A 16,685-nucleotide genomic window follows, 5' to 3' on the forward strand; every position below is an offset into this window, starting at 1 on the left:
AGTCCGATGAGCCCCACGAGCCCGCCGATGCCGGGGAGCCCGACCAGCCCGCCGGGTACGCGCAGGCTCACCGTCGCGCAGGCGCTCGTACGCTTCCTCGCCCGCCAGTACACCGAGCGCGACGGCCGGCGCCGGCGGCTGATCGCCGCCACCTGGGGGATCTTCGGGCACGGGAACGTCGCCGGGATCGGGCAGGCACTGCTGGAGAGCGGCCGGGAGGAGATGCCCTTCCTCCAGGGCCGCAACGAGCAGGCGATGGTGCACGCCGCGGTCGGGTACGCCCGGCAGAGCGGGCGGCTGTCCGCGCACGCCGTCACCACCTCCATCGGACCCGGCGCCACGAACCTCGTCACCGGCGCGGCCCTGGCCACGATCAACCGGATCCCGGTCCTCCTCCTGCCCGGGGACACCTTCGCCACCCGGCCCGCCGACCCCGTGCTCCAGCAGCTCGAAGTCCCCTACGCGGGCGATGTCTCCGTCAACGACACCCTGCGGCCCGTCTCCCGCTTCTTCGACCGGATCACCCGCCCCGAGGCCCTGATCCCGGCCGCGCTCCAGGCGGTGCGGGTGCTCACCGACCCCGTGCAGACCGGTGCGGTGACCCTCGCCCTGCCGCAGGACGTGCAGGCGCAGGCCCATGACTGGCCCGAGGAGTTCTTCGCCGAGCGGGTCTGGGGCGTACGCAGGCCACGGCCCGACCGCGGTGAGCTCGCGGCGGCCGCCGAAGCCGTACGGGGCTCCGTACGCCCCCTGATCGTCGCGGGCGGCGGGATCCGGCACAGCGGGGCCCAGGCGGCTCTGGCGGCCTTCGCCGAGGCCACCGGCATCCCGGTGGCCGTCACGCAGGCGGGCAAGGGCGTCCTCCCGTACGACCACCGCGCCGACGTGGGCGGGATCGGCCACACGGGGACGGCCGCCGCCGACGGCCTGGCCCGGGAGGCCGACCTGGTCATCGCCGCCGGGACGCGGCTGACGGACTTCACCACCGCCTCCGCGACGCTGTTCCAGAACCCTTCCGTCCGGTTCATCGGCCTCAACCTCGACCCGTACGACGCCCACAAGCTCGCCGCCCTGCCGCTGGTCGCCGATGCGCGGGAGGCGCTCGACGCACTGCGGCAGGCCGTCTCCGGCCACCGCGTCGAAGCCGCCTACGAGACGGCGTACCAGGAGGCCCGCGACCGCTGGGAGGCCTGCGTCGACCGGGCCTACGCCGCCTGCGACGAGGAGGCCCAGCCCACCCAGGCCCAGGTCCTCGGACTGCTCGACGGCCTGGTGGACGGCGAGGACATCCTGATCAACGCCGCCGGTTCCCTCCCCGGCGACCTGCACAGACTGTGGCGCACGCGCTCGGCGGACCAGTACCACGTGGAGTACGGGTACTCCTGCATGGGCTACGAGATCCCGGCCGCCATCGGCGTCGCGCTCGCCGCCCCCGGCCGGCCGGTGTGGGCGCTGGTCGGGGACGGGACGTACCTGATGAACCCGACGGAGATCGTCACCGCCGTCCAGGAGCACATCCCGCTCAAGGTGGTGATCCTCGACAACCACGGCTACGCCTCCATCGGCGGCCTGTCGGGGGCGGTGGGCGGCGAGGGCTTCGGCACCGCGTACCGCTTCCGAGCGCCCGACGGCTCGTACACCGGTGACCCCCTGCCCGTGGACCTCGCGGCCAACGCGGCCTCCCTCGGGATGGCCGTCATCCGTACCCGCACCATCGGTGACCTGCGCAAAGCCCTGGAGCAGGCGCGGGCGGCGGACCGGCCCACATGTGTCTACGCACAGACCCGAACACCCGACACTCTGTCGGGCCCACCTCCGGCACAGGCGTGGTGGGATGTTCCTGTGGCCGAGACCGCGACCCGCGAGGCGGCGGCCAAGGCCCGCGAAGAGTACGACCGGCAAGCCGCGCAGCGACGTCGCCATCTGTGAAGGAGCAAGGCATGAAGACCGTCAACCACTGGATCGGTGGCAAGACCGTCGAGGGCGCGTCGGGCAACTACGGCCCGGTCACCGACCCCGCGACCGGCGAGGTCACCACGCGGGTGGCGCTCGCCTCGGCCGCCGAGGTCGACGCGGCCGTACGCGTCGCCAAGGAGGCGTTCCTCTCCTGGGGCCAGTCCTCGCTGGCCGCCCGCACCAAGGTGCTGTTCGCCTACCGCGCCCTGCTGGACGCCAACCGCGACGCCATCGCCGAGCTGATCACCGCCGAGCACGGCAAGGTCCACTCGGACGCGCTGGGCGAGGTCGCCCGCGGCCTGGAGATCGTCGAGCTGGCCTGCGGGATCACCACGCAGCTCAAGGGCGAGCTGTCGACCTCGGTGTCCAACCGCGTGGACGTCGCCTCGATCCGCCAGCCGATCGGCGTGGTCGCGGGCATCACGCCGTTCAACTTCCCGGCGATGGTCCCGATGTGGATGTTCCCGCTGGCGGTGGCCTGCGGAAACACCTTCATCCTCAAGCCGAGCGAGAAGGACCCGTCGGCCTCCAACAAGCTCGCCGAGCTGGCGAGCGAGGCCGGGCTGCCGGCGGGCGTGCTCAATGTCGTCCACGGCGACAAGGTGGCGGTCGACGCGCTCCTGGCCCACCCCGACATCGCGGCCGTCTCCTTCGTCGGCTCCACCCCCATCGCCCGTCACATCCACACCACCGCCTCCGCCAACGGCAAGCGCGTCCAGGCGCTGGGCGGCGCCAAGAACCACATGCTGGTGCTCCCGGACGCCGACCTGGACGCGGCCGCCGACGCGGCGGTCTCGGCCGCCTACGGCTCGGCCGGCGAGCGCTGCATGGCGATCTCCGCCGTCGTCGCCGTGGGCTCCATCGGCGACGACCTCGTCGAGAAGATCCGCGAGCGCGCCGAGAAGATCAAGATCGGTCCCGGCGACGACCCGGCCTCCGAGATGGGCCCGCTGATCACGGCCGCCCACCGCGACAAGGTCGCCTCGTACGTGACGGGCGCGGCCGCCCAGGGCGCCGACGTGGTCCTGGACGGCACCGGATACACGGTCGAGGGGAGGGAGAACGGCCACTGGATCGGGCTGTCCCTGCTCGACAACGTCAAGACCGACTCCGACGCGTACCGCGACGAGATCTTCGGCCCGGTGCTGTGCGTGCTGCGCGCCGAGACCTACGAGGAGGGCGTGGCGCTCATCAACGCCTCGCCGTTCGGCAACGGCACCGCGATCTTCACCCGCGACGGCGGCGCCGCGCGCCGCTTCCAACTGGAGATCGAGGCGGGCATGGTCGGCGTCAACGTGCCGATCCCGGTGCCGGTGGGTTACCACTCCTTCGGTGGCTGGAAGGACTCGCTCTTCGGCGACCACCACATCTACGGCAACGACGGCATCCACTTCTACACGCGGGGCAAGGTCGTCACGACGCGCTGGCCCGACCCGGCGGAGGCCCCGGTCGGCGTGGACCTGGGCTTCCCGCGCAACCACTGATCGCGCTGGCCGCGGCCGCTTCGGGGGCGGGGCGGGGCGGGGGCGGTGGCGCGGCCGGGGCCGCCGCCGGGTGGTCACCGCGCGGTCGGGGTGTGCAGGAGCAGATTCGGCGTGCCGACCGGCAGGTCGGTGATCCGGTCCGGCACGGCGCCGCGTACCAGTGCCTGCGAAACCTGCGCCGGGGTCGTCGCCGTACCGCCCGCCAGGATCAGCGCCGCGACGCCCGCCGCGTACGGGGCGGCCATGGAGGTGCCGGTCGCCCTGGCCGCGGCGGTTGTGGAGCCCTTCCAGGCCGAGACCACACCCACGCCGGGCGCCGCGAGGTCCACGCAGGGACCGTGGTTGGAGAACCCGGCATGACGGTCGGCGGCGTCGGTGGCGCCGACCGTGATGGCCTCGGGCACACGGGAGGGGGATCCGGCGCATGCGTCCCTGCCGTCGTTCCCGGCGGCGACCGTGAAGGTGATGCCGGAGGCGACGGCGCGTGCCACCGCCGCGTCGAGGGCGTAGCTGCGGCGACCGCTCATGCTCATGTTGGCGACGGCCCGGGTGGAGGGCGACGCGGTGGCGTCCTTCACCATCCAGTCGAGGCCCCTGATCATGGCCGACAGACGACCGCGCCCGCGGCAGTCCGCCACCTTCACGGAGACGAGCGAGGCGCCCTTCGCGACCCCGTACGTCGTCCCGCCGACGGTCGCCGCGACGTGCGTGCCGTGGCCGTTGCAGTCGCCGGAGGACTCCAGGAACACACCGTTGTAGCCGGCGCGTGCCCGGCCGCCGAAGTCCTGGTGGCCCGTGTTGATCCCGCTGTCCACGATGTAGACGGTGACGCCCTCGGCCTTGGCGGCGTACGAGTACGAGCCGTCGAGCGGGAGTTCGCGCTGGTCGATCCGGTCCAGCCCCCAGGGGGCCTGCGGCTGTGTGTCGGCGGTGCGGAACTGGGTGTCCGGCTCCACCGAGGCTACCCGGGGGTCGGCGGCCAGGACGGCGGCGCGGGCGGGGGTGGTGCGGACGGCGAAGCCGTTGAGGACGGTCTCGTAGACGGTCCCGACCCGGTCGCCGTGGTCCGCGGCCTCGGCGGCGAGGGCGCGTGCCGGGGCTCGGGAGGTGCTGTCCTTGAGGACCACGACGTAAGGGGCGGTGGAGGTGGCGGGGGCAGAGGCGGGGGCGTGCGCGGGGAGGGTGCCGGCTACCGCCAGCAGTGCGGCGGCCGGGAGGAGCGTCGTCAGTGCGGTCATGCGGCCGATGCTCGGCGAGCGCCGGGCGGGGCGCGCGGAGGGTGCGCCGAGTGGCCGCACGACACGCCGCCGCAGGGACCACGGCGGGTGTGCGCGGGCCGGTGTGGCGGGCGGGTCTCGGAAGCTGTGCGCCGTGCCAGGAGGGGTTACGGCGTGAAGCCCCAGCCGCGCATCGCGAAGACGCCCTCGTCGCGGGCGCCGGCCGAGTCGTAGGTGGCGAGGGCGGCGCCGTTGCCGGTGTCGACCCCCACCCACATGCCGTAACAGCCGCGGGCCTTCGCCTCGTCGGCGAGGGCCAGAGTCAGGGCGCGGCCGATGCCGCGGCGGCGGTACCCCTCGTCCACGGAGAGCTCGTACAGGCACATCTCCGTGCCCTTGTCCGGGTGGCTCATCTCGATGCCGGAGACCATGCCGACGGGCACGCCGTCGACGTAGGCGAGGAGCATCACGTGGCCCGGGGCGGCGAGGAAACGCTCGGACCAGTCCTCACGGGCCGGACCGTCGAAGAGGCACTCGGCGGCTACGAGTTCGGCGGTGGTCCGGGCCTGGCGGATGTCCATGTCGGCCACGATATGCGGGCCTGACGGATAGGAAGCTCCGCGAGGGCGCCACGACACGAAGGAGGCTGGTCCGGGGGGAGAGCGGCGCGGCACTGGCGGCGGACCGGCGGGCCCGGCGAACGCTCCGCGCCCGCGCCGGGGGGCCCTTCCTCCACAGCGTGGTGGCGGCGGCAACGGGCTGCCCGAGCGAGCCGAAGACCCTCACCCGCCACCCCGGTTGAACGGCAGATGGTAGCCCCACGACGGCACCCCGCCGGGTCTGCCCACGGCCGGGCGCCTGAAGAAACGGCCGCCCGGGACATGACCTGGCCTGAAGACGGCCGGGATGTGGCCGGGCGTCAGGCCATGGCGAGGGCGGGCAGACGGCGGCGGGCCGCGTCGGCGGCGATGCACAGTGCGCCGGGCCGGAGGCGCGGCGGCCGGCAAGCCCGGATCCCGGGCCCCGGGCCCGGTCAGGCTCGCAGGGCGAGGGCCGCCGCATAGCCAGCCGGAGCGGGGAGATCCGTCAGAGTCCAGCCCGGGACGCGGGCCGGGGTCGGGGCGGAGCCGACGTACGGCTCGGCCAGGCCCAGTGCCAACCCGGCGCCGGTGGCCTTGAGGCAGGCCTCCTTACGGGCCCAGACGCGGGCCAGCGCGGTCCGGCGGTCCGCCTCGGCGAGAACGGTCAGCTCGGCGCTCTCCACCGGGTGCAGCGCGGTCAGTACGTCGGCCACTGCGGCGGCGCTCGGAATCCCCTCCACGTCGACCCCGACGGGCACTCCCGCGAAGGCCAAGTAGGCCACGTCCTCGCTGTGCGAAAGCGAGAAGTGCGGCCTGGCCCCGGCCACGGCGGGACGGCCGTGCGGCTCACCGCAGCACGGGCAGTCCTCACGGAGCAGGGTGACCTTCTCCGGGGCCAGCCCCAGATAGCCGCCGAGCAGCACCCGCAGCCCGATGTGGGAGGCCAGGTACCGCTGCCGGTCGGCGGGGCGCAACAACCGACCGGCCTTTTCGCGCTCGGCCGCGTCCAGGATGGCCTCCGCCCCCTCGACCGGGTGGCCGCCGACCACGTCCAGCGTGGTGTCCAGAGTCCACACGGCCGCGACCGCGCCCTGCGGGAGGGCACCGGTCCGCGGTACGTCGCTGCCGAGTTGGTTCACGGACTCGATCACCCGACGAGCGTAGACGACGCGCCGTCCGAGGCACTGGGTACCCTCGTCCGTCGAGGACAGGGGTAATGCATCGTGCGAAGTGCCGTTGTGACGCCGGAAGGTGACCGGATCCGCTGGGTCGAGCTGCCGGGCGCCGAGCAGCAGGGGAGGGAAGGGGGAGAGGGCGCCGGACCGCCCCGGGTGTACGTGCACGGACTCGGAGCCACCTCCCCCGCCTACTTCGCCGCGACCGCCACGCACCCGTTGCTCGCGGGGCGGCGCTCCCTGCTGGTCGACCTGCTGGGCCACGGCCACAGCGACCGGCCGGAGACCTTCAGCTACACCCTCGAAGCCCATGCGGATGCGCTGGCGGCCGCCCTCACCGAGGCGGGGGCGCAAGGCGCCGAGCTGATCGCGCACAGCATGGGCGGCGCCGTGGCCATCGTGCTCGCCGACCGGCATCCCCAGCTGGTGTCCCGCCTGGTCCTGGTCGACGCCAACCTGGACCCGATCCAGCCCACCGCCGCCGCGAGCGGGAGCAGCGGGATCGCCTCCTATACCGAGGAGGAGTTCCTCGCCCACGGCTGGGCCGAGGTGCGTGACCGGGCCGGCGCGCACTGGTGGGCCACGATGCGGCTGGCCGGCCGGACCGCGCTGTACCGCAGCGCCGTTCATCTCACCGCGGGCACGACCCCCACCATGAGGCAACTGCTGCTTCGTTTGCAGATCCCGCGCAGCTACCTCCTCCCCGAGGCGGACGGGCCCCGCCCGGGAACCGCGGCGCTCCAGGCGGCCGGAGTCGCCGTGGTGGCCGTACCGCACTGCGGGCACAACATCATGCTGGACAACCCGGACGGCTTCGCCCGCACCGCGGCGGCCGCACTCGCCCGCGACCAGCCCACCGGCTACCCGTGCACGGCCAGGGCGCCCTGGCCGCCGTCCCGCACCTTCGCGCCCGGTGACGGGGTGCCGTCGGTCCAGGCGTAGACCTGCTTGCCGCGCACCGCGACCTGGTACTGGTGGGCACCCCGGCACTCGGGCAGCTCCTCGGCCCGCGTGTCGCCCGGCCACCATTTGGCGCGCACCTTCGGCCTGCTCAGCTGCTTCGGCGTACCGGCGCACTGCGGCCCGTCCAGCGGGGTCGCGCCCAGGGTGAAGCGGATCAGGCGGGCCTCGCCGGTGTCGCGCACCCGTATTCGCACGTCTGTGGCGTCCTTGGGTATCCAGGACGGCAGAACGAACGCCCGCTCACCTCGGGTGGGCGCATGGGCGGCACTGGCAAAACGCTTGCTCTTCTCCTTGAACACACGGTCGTTGACGGTCTGGGTCACGGGGTTGGGCGGGAGGTTGGGCAGCGCGAAGGCAGCGGTGGCGAGCACTCCCACAGTGGCGGCGGCGATGACGAACGGACGGCGATTCATGCCTCCAAGTCTCCCTAGGATCCCCCGCCCGCGCGTCCCTCCCCAGGACGAATCCCATGCCTACCGCAAGTCGCACATGCCTCATACCTGAGGTTCGGCGCATCCCTCCAGAGACGGAGGTGCGCTCTGGTGACGGTGGTGCGGCGACGATCCGCACGGCCCGCCGCTGTGCCCGGTGCCACTTGACCGATGTCCCGATCTCATCAACGCGCAGTAACCCGGCGGCGTCCGCAGGAGTTCGCCCGGGGCGACCTGCCCGCCCCCGCCCCGGAGGAACGCGATGCGCCGCCGTCGTCCCCTGCCCCCGCCCCCGCCCCTGCCCCTGCCCCCGTTCTCGCCTCAGCCGTCGCGGCCGCGACGGCGCTGTTCATCCTCGCGCCCCCCGCATCGGCGGCCCCGACGGACAAACCGCAGCTGCTGAGCCGGGCCGGGCGCGGGCCTGGCCTTCACACGCCTTCAAGGGGCGTGACGAGCTCAGCCCGGCGATCTATTTTTCCCGGAGATGAAGGGTGGACTGCTCGCAGGATCGGTTTTCCGGCGCGTCTGGAGCAAGGCACGCGCGGCGGTATTGGATGAGCGCGAATACGGCTTGGCTGCCGGCAAGCGCGTGTGCGACCTGCGGTACACCTGCTGGACGACCTGGCGGAACAATGCGGTCCCGTCCGCCCAGGTGGTCGCGTGGGGCGGGCAATTAGTGTCCCTGTCTTGCTCGCTACCTATGCCCGATGTGTGAGTGGTCAGCCAGCCCATCTCCGGAAGCTTTCCAAGGGCTCCAGGAGCTGCCAACCGTGGCCCCCGAGGCGGGGGTGGCCGGTGCAGAATTTCGGGAAGTGTTTTGGGAGAAACCGTCGACAAGAGTCGTCCGAAGCCGGGTCCAGCCGGACTGCCATCTCTGCCGTCGGCGTGGTCAAGGGCTTACGCCAAAGCTGTGACGTCCTGGGTGAAGTGCCGCTGACCTGCAAGAAATCCCTCCCGGAGGGAGGGCTTCGAGGGTGGAGAGATGGTGCCCCCGGCAGGACTCGAACCTGCGGCCAAGTGCTTAGAAGGCACCTGCTCTATCCACTGAGCTACGGGGGCCGGAAGGTGGCCGTGGTGGCCTGGAGCCCCGGGGTGGGGGTGGGGCTGGGGTCCGTGCCGGGTCAAGGATAGGGCTCCGGTCGCCTTGTCCCGGTTGCTTCACTCGCGTGCCACGATGTGGAGGTTCGGTGAAGCGGTCCCGATAATCGCAGGCAGGTGCGATTCTCGCACCGCTTTTGCGCCGCGGCGCCCTGGGTGTTGTGTACTCGTTATGCCTGCGTCCCACTCGTCCGCTCTGCCTGGAATGTCCCGCCGAAGTAGCGATCGGCGCGCAGAGGACGTATAAGCTTCAAAAATGGCCCTAAATTGGGCATTCTTCGCATGTGGTGACCTTGGATGTACGGCCTCAGCTGCTCGATGCCCTGTCCGCCCTGCGCGACCGGGTCGCGTCCGTGCGTCTGCCGCTGCCTCTGCCCGGCGCTCCGCGCGCCCGTCAGACCAGAGCCGAGCTGCTCGCGCAGCTCGACGACTACCTCGTACCCCGCCTGAAGGCGCCCGAGGCGCCGATGCTCGCCGTCGTCGGCGGGTCCACCGGGGCCGGTAAGTCCACCCTCGTCAATTCCCTCGTAGGCCGCCAGGTCAGCGAAGCCGGGGTGCTGCGTCCGACCACGCGCACCCCCGTGCTCGTCTGCCATCCGGATGATCATCACTGGTTCGCCGGGATGCGGGTCCTGCCCGACCTGATGCGCGTCTGGGTGCCCCACGGCGAGGACGACGCGGCGTCCGGAGCCAAGAACCGGGCCCGTGACCGGGGCAACCCAAGAGCGGGCGGGACCGGGACCGGGACCGGGAGCGGAGCCGCGAACGGGCGCGGGCACACCCACGCGACCCGGGAGATGCGGATCGAGACCGTCTCCGGCCTGCCCCGCGGCCTCGCCATCCTCGACGCCCCCGACATCGACTCGCTCGTCGTGGAGAACCGCACCCTCGCCGCCGAGCTCATCTGTGCCGCCGACGTCTGGGTCATGGTCACCACGGCCTCGCGCTACGCCGACGCCGTGCCCTGGCACCTGCTGCGCACCGCGAAGCAGTACAACGCCACCCTCGTCACCGTCCTCGACCGCGTCCCGCACCAGGTGCTGGCCGAGGTCTCCCGGCAGTACGGGGCGCTGCTCACCCGGGCCGGCCTGGGTGACGTGCCGCGCTTCACGGTGCCGGAATTGCCCGAGTCGGCCGGCGGGGGCGGGCTGCTGCCGGCCAGTGCCGTCGCGCCGCTGTACGCCTGGCTCGCCCACCACGCGCAGGATCCGGCCGCGCGGCAGTACGCCGTCGGGCGTACCGCGCTCGGCGCGCTGGATTCCCTGCGGCGCCGGATGCCCGAGCTCGCCTCGGCGGTCGCCGCCCAGTACGCCGCCGCCGTACGGCTGGCCTCGGCCGTGGAGGACGCGTACCGGCGGGAGGGCAAGCGGGTCCGCAACCGGCTCGACCAGGGCGCGGTCCTGGCTGGCGACGCGCTCACCCGGTGGCGCGGCTACCCGCTCGACACCACCGCCGACGAACTGCTGGATTCCCTCGCCGAATCCCTCACCGCCCTCCTGCAGTGCGCCGTCGCCGCCGCCGACGAGCGGATCGCCGCGGCCTGGCGGCGCGAGCCGGCCGCCGGTGCGGTTCCCCTGCCGGCGCCCGACAGGGAAGCGGGGGAACGTATCGGCATGGCCGTACGGCGCTGGCGGCGCGTGCTGGAGGAACTCGCCGAGGAGGAGGTCGAGCGGCTCGACAAGCAGCCCGCGCCCGACCCCGACGGCGTCGCGGCGCTCCTCGTCGCCGCCCTCCTCGGGGGCAAGCGGGCCCGGCCCGCGGGAGAGAAGCTCGCCGAGCGGGTCGGCGTACAGGCCGCCCTGCGGCTGCGGGACCGGGGCGGGGAGCTGGTCGGCGAGCACCTGGACCAGGTGCTGCGCGCCGAACGGGACCGCCGCCTCGCCCCACTGGAGGCCCTCGAAGTGACCCCGGAACCGCAGGCCGAACTGATCGCCGCCTTGTCCGTACTGCAGAAGGAGAGGTGACGCGGTGACTGCCCCGACCGACCGCGCCGAAGACCGCTGGGACGACGGATTCATCGCGCGTTCCCGCCACCCGGCCGCCCACCAGGGCACGGAGAACGGCGCCGACGAGGGTGACGAGGGCGACGACGCGCTCGTACGGGCCGTCTCCGGCGCCGGCGAGGACGGCGGTAAGTCCTCCGCGCCCCCGCTCAGCCCCGAGGGGCGGGCGCTGCGGGCGCGCCTCGACGCGCTGCGCCAGCTGGTCGGGCTCTCCCGGACCAGGCTCGACGGCAAGACTCTCGCCGAGGCCGGGCGGGTGCTGGACGAGGCGGCGGCGCGCCGCGGACTGTCGCCGCAGCACACGGTCGTCGCGATCGCCGGAGCCACCGGAAGCGGCAAGTCCACACTCTTCAATTCACTCGCAGGAGTGCAGATTTCCGAGACCGGTCTGCGTCGCCCGACGACGGCCGCGCCGATCGCGTGCAGCTGGTCTGACGGGGCGGCCGGACTGCTGGACCGGCTGGAGATCCCCGGGAGGCTGAGGCGCCGGCCCCGCGAGACCTCGGAGGCGGAGGCGCTGCGCGGCCTGGTCCTCGTGGACCTGCCGGACCTCGACTCGGCGGTCGGCGCGCACCGGGACCACGTGGACCGGGTGCTGGCGCTGGTCGACGCGGTGGTGTGGGTGGTGGATCCGGAGAAGTACGCGGACGCCGTGCTGCACGAGCGGTACCTGCGGCCGCTGGCCGGACACGCGGAGGTGACCTTCGTCGTGCTGAACCAGGTGGACCGGCTGCCCGGCGAGGCCGCCGACCTCGTACTGGACGACCTGCGCCGCCTCCTCGACGAGGACGGCATCGCACTCGGCGAACACGGCGAGCCCGGCGCGACCGTGCTCGGGCTCTCCGCGCTGACCGGGGAGGGCGTCGCGGAGCTGCGCGAGCTCCTCGGGCAGTTCACCCAGGAGAAGGGCGCCGCGACGCGCCGCATCTCCGCCGACGTCGACCAGGCGGCCACCCGCCTGCGGCCGCTCTACGTGGCCGACGGACACTCCGGGCCGGAGATCGGGGAGGCGGCGCGCGCCGAGTTCGAGGACCGGCTCGCCGAGGCGGTCGGGGCGTACGCGGCGGGGCTCGCCGCCGAGCGGGCCTGGCGGCGCAATGCCGGCAAGGCCTGCGGGACGCCCTGGCTGCGGCTGTGGCGGTGGTACGAGAGCCGCCGCGCCCCGCGCACACTGGCGGGGCTGGCCGCGCTGGCGGCCATCGGCGGCAGCCGGGGATCCGTCCCCGCGCAGGCGCCGGTGGAGGAGGAGGTGACCGCACGTCAGCGGGTGGAGCAGGCCGTACGGGCGGTCGCCGACGGGGCGGTCACCGGGCTGCCCGAACCCTGGGCCCAAGCGGTACGGGAGACCGCGGTGCGCGGCGCCGAGCAGCTTCCGGAGGCGCTGGACGAGCTGGCGGTGACCCTCGGGGCGGCGGTGGCGGTGCCCAAACCCCCGAGGCCCACGTGGTGGCCGGCGGCGGTGCTGGCTCAGGCGGCCATGACGCTGCTCCAGATCTACGGCGGACTGTGGCTGGCCGGGCAGATCGTCGGGGTGCTGGAGCCGAAGCTGATGCCGCCGGTGCTCCTGATGGTGGCGGGCATCGTCGGCGGGCCGCTGGTGGAGTGGGCCTGCTCGATCGCGGCCCGGGGGCCGGCCCGGCGGTACGGGCAGGACGCGGAGCAACGGCTCCGGCAGGCGGCGGCCGGATGCGGCCGGGCCCGGGTGCTGGAGCCGGTCGCGGCGGAGCTGCTGCGCTACCGGGAGGTGCGCGAGCAGTACGCGGCGGTAGCCGCAGGGGGGACGAGGTTGTCCACAACCCGCCAGTAATCCACAGGCCGAAGCGGGAATCGGGGGTCGGCCCCAGCATGGTTCGTGGCGCGTGCGGAGGGTCCGTACGGGTACGAACGTGGGGGAGGGTGGCCGGGATGAACGACACCCTGGTGACGCTGGTGGGCCATGTGGCGACGCAGATCGACTACAAGGAGACGGTCAACGGTCCGTCGGCGAGGTTCCGTTTCGCGGTGACGCCACGCTATTTCGATCGGCGCAAAGACGCCTGGACCGATGGTGTCACCAGCTTCTACACCGTGTGGGCGCGGCGGGCGCTCGCGCTGAATCTGGCCGGTTCCGTATCGGTCGGGGAGCCGCTGGTGGTGCACGGGCGGCTGCGGGTCCGGGAGGACCCGCCCGAAGGGGAGGGGAACCGCTGGTTCTCGGCGGAGATCGACGCCACCGCCATCGGGCACGACCTGAACCGCGGGACGGCCGCCTTCCGGCGGGCGGCCAAGACGGACACGCCACTGATGGCCAATCAGAAGGTGCCGGTGGTCTGAGTGTTCAGGACAGTTAGGATTCCCCGGTACTCACGGGCACCAGGGTCTTTGGCCCAAAGGGGAAGACTGTGTCGATTGCCGTTCCCGCATCCTCCGCTCCTCAATCCGCTCCACAACCCGCAGGTTCATCAGTACCCGGTGTCCCATCGGATGCCACATCGGATATCCCATCGGATGTCACGTCCGAACTCAGCCCCGGTGTCCGGTCCGTTCCCGCGGCGGGGTCTGATTCCGCTCCTCCTTTTTCCGTTCGCTCTCCTGCGGCGGCTTCCGCGCCGGTTCTCGCGGCGGCTCCTGCGTTCCCCCCGGCTGTACGGGCTTCCCCTGTACGGGCTTCCCCTGTACGGGCTTGCGCCGTACGGGCCACCGCACGGCGGCCGCTGGCGGTGGCCCTGCTGGCCGCGGCGCTCACCGCCGCGCCCGGCGCCCAGGCGGCCGCCGACTCGGGGCCGGTGGCGTCCCGGTCCCCGGAGGGCGCGAGCGCCGTGCTGGACGGACTGAAGACGTACGGGCAGGCGGTACTGCACTCCGGCGACGGGTCGATCCGGCACATCCCGGCCGGGCTCTACGAGATGCGGGTCGACGGCGGCGGCATGCTCCAGACGTACGGGGTGGGCGTCGCGGGCAACGCGCAGCCCCAGGCCCGGTATACGGAGAGCGGCTGGAACGGCAGCGCGCTCGCCCGCAACGGGGAGGCGGGCCGGATCCGCTGGGTCCTGGAGCACTCCTATCCGCAGCTGAACGACCTGGCGGGGCTCGCCGAGGCGGCCGGGGCCGGAGCACTCACAGCGGAGAGCGCGGCAGCCGGCACCCAAGTGGCGATCTGGCGGCTGGCGGACGGGGCGCGGGTGGAGGCCGCGGACCCGTCGGCGGAGAAACTGGCCGACTATCTCCAGCGGGAGGCCAAACGGCTGCCGGAGCCGCCGGCCTCCTTGGCGCTCGATCCCGGGGACGTGTCGGGGCCGGTGGGCACCCGGCTCGGCCCGGTGACCGTGCGGACCGGAGCGCAGAGCGTGTCGGTCATCCCGGACGCGGCGGCCGTGGCCATGGGGGTGCGGGTGGTGGATGCCGAGGGGCGGCCGCTGGACACCGTCGGGGACGGCAGCCGGCTGTACTTCGAGGTGCCCGCCGGCACGCCCGACGGGGTCGCATCGGTCACCGTCCACGGGGCGACCAGGGTGCCGGTCGGACGGGTCTTCACCAGCGGGGTGCCGGACCAGGCGCAGATCGTGGCCGGCTCCAGCGTGTCGGCGGCCGCCGCCACCGCGACGGCGCTCTGGCCGCAGCCACCGGCGGTTCCGGCGGGTTCGGGCGCGGGTTCGGACGCGGCGGGCAGGGTGTCGGGTACGACAGCCGGCTCGGCGGCCGTGACGCTGGGCACGCGATCCGCCTCCGCCTCGGAGGACACCCCGGAGGAGGAGCGCCTGGCATCCAGCGGCAGCTCGGCGGCCACGCCCGTCATCGCCTCGCTGGCGGTGGGGCTGGTGGTACTGGGAGGCCTGGTGGTCCTGCTGCTCCGCAAGCGCCCGCTGGACGGGGAGGGCGAGCTCTAGGCAGCCACGCCGTCACCATGCGGGCCGGGCACACGGGAATCCCGCCCCACCGGGCGGCCGGGACGCGCCGGACTCTGCCGGGTGCCGCCGAGGCTGGCTCCGCCGGGTGGTGTGGGCCGGCCGGGCTGCCGCGGGCTGGGTTCGCCGGGGCGCGCCGGGCTCCGCCGGGTGCCGCCGAGGCTGGCTCCGCCGGGTGGTGTGGGCCGGCCGGGCTGCGCTTCGCCGGGGCACGCTGGGGCCCACCCGTCCCGCCCGTCCCGCCCGCCCCGCCGGGCGGTCCGGGGCCGGGGCCGGGTGAGCGTCGGGTCGATTCTGTTTCGTTGGTTCGGGTAGGGGCAGGAAATGGCTGATCAAGAACTGACCTGGCGAGGTGCGGTCGTGCGGTGGGACCGTCAGTTGTTCGACATGGTGGCCCGCCGGCACTGGCCCGGAGCCGACCGGGTGCTGCCGCGGCTCGGGCGGGCCGCGAACCACGGGGTGCTGTGGGGCGCGACCGCCGTGACGCTGGGCGTCTTCGGATCGGCCGCGACCCGCAAGGCCGCCCTGCGCGGCATGGCCTCGCTGGCCCTGGCCTCGGCGACCATCAACACCGTGGGCAAGTGGTCCGTACGCCGGCCGCGGCCGGTACTGGAGGGCGTACCGTCGGTGCGGCAGCTGGCCACGCAGCCGCAGACGACCTCCTTCCCCTCCGGGCACTCGGCGTCGGCCTTCGCCTTCACCGCCGGGCTGGCGCTGGAGTCCCCCTTCTGGGGCGCCGTGGTGGCTCCGGTCGCCGCGTCCGTGGCCTTCTCCCGGGTGTACACCGGGGTGCACTACCCCTCCGACGTGGTGGCGGGCGCGGCGCTGGGCGTGGCCGCGGGGTTCGCCGTACGACGGCTCGCGCACGGGGCGCGGCAGGCCCGGGTCGTGCCCGGTGACGAGCGGGCCGCCGCCGGGGCGCCCGCGCTGCCCGACGGAGCCGGGCTCGTGGTGGTCGTCAACACCGGCTCGGGCAGCGCCGCGGGCGCGCAGCTCGACATGTTGCGCGAGACACTGAGCGAGCGGCTCCCCAAGGCCGAGGTGATCACGTGTGAGGGGAGCGAGCTGCCCGCCGAGCTGGCGGCGGCCGCTTCCCGGGCCACCGTGCTCGGCATCTGCGGAGGCGACGGCACCGTCAACGCGGCGGCCACGGAGGCGCTGCGGGCCGGGGTACCGCTCGCGGTGTTCCCCGGCGGCACCCTGAACCACTTCGCGCTGGACCTGGGGCTCGCCGGAGTCGAGGACACCTGTGACGCCCTGGCCAGCGGCCAGGCCGTCCACGTCGGCGTGGGCCGCTTCACCCCCGGCCCGAAGGGCGAGCCGCACTACTTCCTGAACAACTTCAGCATCGGTGCCTACCCGGAACTGCTGCGCCACCGCCTGCGGTACGGCCCGCGCATCGGCGGCGGTCCCGCGGCTCTGCTGGCGGCCTGGCGGGTGCTGCGGTCCGAGCGGCCGGTGCGGCTGCGGCTGGCCGGGCGCCCCCGGAGCGTGTGGCTGCTCTTCGCGGGCAACGGCACCTACCACGGCACCGGCCCCACTCCCCGCCGGCGCGACAACCTGGGCGAGGGACTGCTGGACGTCCGGATCGTCTACGGAGGCGGCCGCCCCGGTCCGCGCCTGCTCGCCGCCGCGCTGGCGGGGCCCCTGACGCGTTCCCCCGTCCACGCCGCGACCCGTCTGCGCAGCCTTCGGGTCGCGGACATCCCGGCGGGTACCCCGCTCGCCTACGACGGCGAGTACGCCGAGGCTCCGGCCAGTCTCGTGCTGGACGAACTCCCCGACGCGCTCACCGTCTACCGTCCGCGCTGAAAAACACCAGCGATAAACGGATGCTTTGGGTCCGCCTCAATCAAATGGATCGTGCGGCGCCCCTGCTCTAGATTGAGCCGG

The 16,685-nt window shown here is 73.6% G+C and carries 12 protein-coding genes and 1 tRNA gene; 8 read left to right on the forward strand and 5 right to left on the reverse strand.

Features of this window, described 5'->3' with window-relative positions; genetic code table 11:
- Positions 1-6: 6 nt before the first annotated feature.
- Both iolD and ACWDX7_RS03515 read left to right on the forward strand, forming a co-directional pair.
- A complete protein-coding gene (gene iolD / locus ACWDX7_RS03510; RefSeq protein ID WP_451488647.1) occupies positions 7-1,929 on the forward strand; it encodes a 3D-(3,5/4)-trihydroxycyclohexane-1,2-dione acylhydrolase (decyclizing) in 1,923 nt (640 codons plus the stop codon).
- An 11-nt stretch (positions 1,930-1,940) separates the two neighbouring features.
- Complete coding sequence (locus ACWDX7_RS03515; RefSeq protein WP_451488450.1) at positions 1,941-3,440, forward strand: CoA-acylating methylmalonate-semialdehyde dehydrogenase; 1,500 nt, start codon at positions 1,941-1,943, stop codon at positions 3,438-3,440.
- Positions 3,441-3,514: 74 nt separating this feature from the next.
- Here ACWDX7_RS03515 and ACWDX7_RS03520 read toward each other — a convergent pair whose 3' ends face one another.
- From ACWDX7_RS03520 to ACWDX7_RS03530, 3 genes are all read right to left on the reverse strand, one after another.
- Positions 3,515-4,678, reverse strand: a complete 1,164-nt coding sequence (locus ACWDX7_RS03520) for a S8 family peptidase (protein WP_451488449.1) — start codon at positions 4,676-4,678, stop codon at positions 3,515-3,517.
- A gap of 146 nt (positions 4,679-4,824) precedes the next feature.
- Positions 4,825-5,238, reverse strand: coding sequence for an N-acetyltransferase family protein (locus tag ACWDX7_RS03525; RefSeq protein WP_451488448.1), 414 nt, complete (start codon positions 5,236-5,238; stop codon positions 4,825-4,827).
- A gap of 452 nt (positions 5,239-5,690) precedes the next feature.
- Complete coding sequence (locus ACWDX7_RS03530) at positions 5,691-6,389, reverse strand: 4'-phosphopantetheinyl transferase family protein (protein WP_451488447.1); 699 nt, start codon at positions 6,387-6,389, stop codon at positions 5,691-5,693.
- A gap of 72 nt (positions 6,390-6,461) precedes the next feature.
- Here ACWDX7_RS03530 and ACWDX7_RS03535 point away from each other — a divergent pair, with 72 nt between their 5' ends.
- Positions 6,462-7,355: an alpha/beta fold hydrolase gene (locus ACWDX7_RS03535; protein ID WP_451488446.1), complete on the forward strand. Its 894-nt coding sequence runs from the start codon at positions 6,462-6,464 to the stop codon at positions 7,353-7,355.
- On the opposite strand, the gene ACWDX7_RS03540 is transcribed toward ACWDX7_RS03535, so the two are convergent.
- Both ACWDX7_RS03540 and ACWDX7_RS03545 read right to left on the reverse strand, forming a co-directional pair.
- Positions 7,274-7,789, reverse strand: a complete 516-nt coding sequence (locus ACWDX7_RS03540) for a hypothetical protein (protein ID WP_451488445.1) — start codon at positions 7,787-7,789, stop codon at positions 7,274-7,276. The two genes, ACWDX7_RS03535 and ACWDX7_RS03540, sit on opposite strands and share 82 nt — an antisense overlap.
- Before the next feature lie 1,001 nt (positions 7,790-8,790).
- Positions 8,791-8,866 (reverse strand) — tRNA-Arg (locus tag ACWDX7_RS03545).
- 332 nt (positions 8,867-9,198) lie between these two features.
- Here ACWDX7_RS03545 and ACWDX7_RS03550 point away from each other — a divergent pair.
- The 5 genes from ACWDX7_RS03550 (at position 9,199) to ACWDX7_RS03570 (ending at position 16,604) form a co-directional block, all read left to right on the forward strand.
- Positions 9,199-10,869: a dynamin family protein gene (locus tag ACWDX7_RS03550; protein ID WP_451488646.1), complete on the forward strand. Its 1,671-nt coding sequence runs from the start codon at positions 9,199-9,201 to the stop codon at positions 10,867-10,869.
- Positions 10,870-10,873: 4 nt separating this feature from the next.
- On the forward strand, positions 10,874-12,715 hold the full coding sequence (locus tag ACWDX7_RS03555) for a GTPase (protein WP_451488444.1): 1,842 nt from the start codon (positions 10,874-10,876) through the stop codon (positions 12,713-12,715).
- A gap of 98 nt (positions 12,716-12,813) precedes the next feature.
- Positions 12,814-13,221, forward strand: a complete 408-nt coding sequence (locus ACWDX7_RS03560; RefSeq protein WP_451488443.1) for a single-stranded DNA-binding protein — start codon at positions 12,814-12,816, stop codon at positions 13,219-13,221.
- A 386-nt stretch (positions 13,222-13,607) separates the two neighbouring features.
- Positions 13,608-14,774 carry a thioester domain-containing protein gene (locus ACWDX7_RS03565; protein WP_451488442.1) on the forward strand — a complete coding sequence of 389 codons (1,167 nt, stop codon included), beginning with the start codon at positions 13,608-13,610 and terminating at the stop codon, positions 14,772-14,774.
- 342 nt (positions 14,775-15,116) lie between these two features.
- The gene (locus ACWDX7_RS03570) at positions 15,117-16,604 is read left to right on the forward strand and encodes a phosphatase PAP2 family protein (RefSeq protein ID WP_451488441.1); all 1,488 of its coding nucleotides are present in this window, start codon (positions 15,117-15,119) and stop codon (positions 16,602-16,604) included.
- Positions 16,605-16,685: the final 81 nt, after the last annotated feature.

The organism is Streptomyces sp. NPDC003034 (assembly GCF_053591375.1).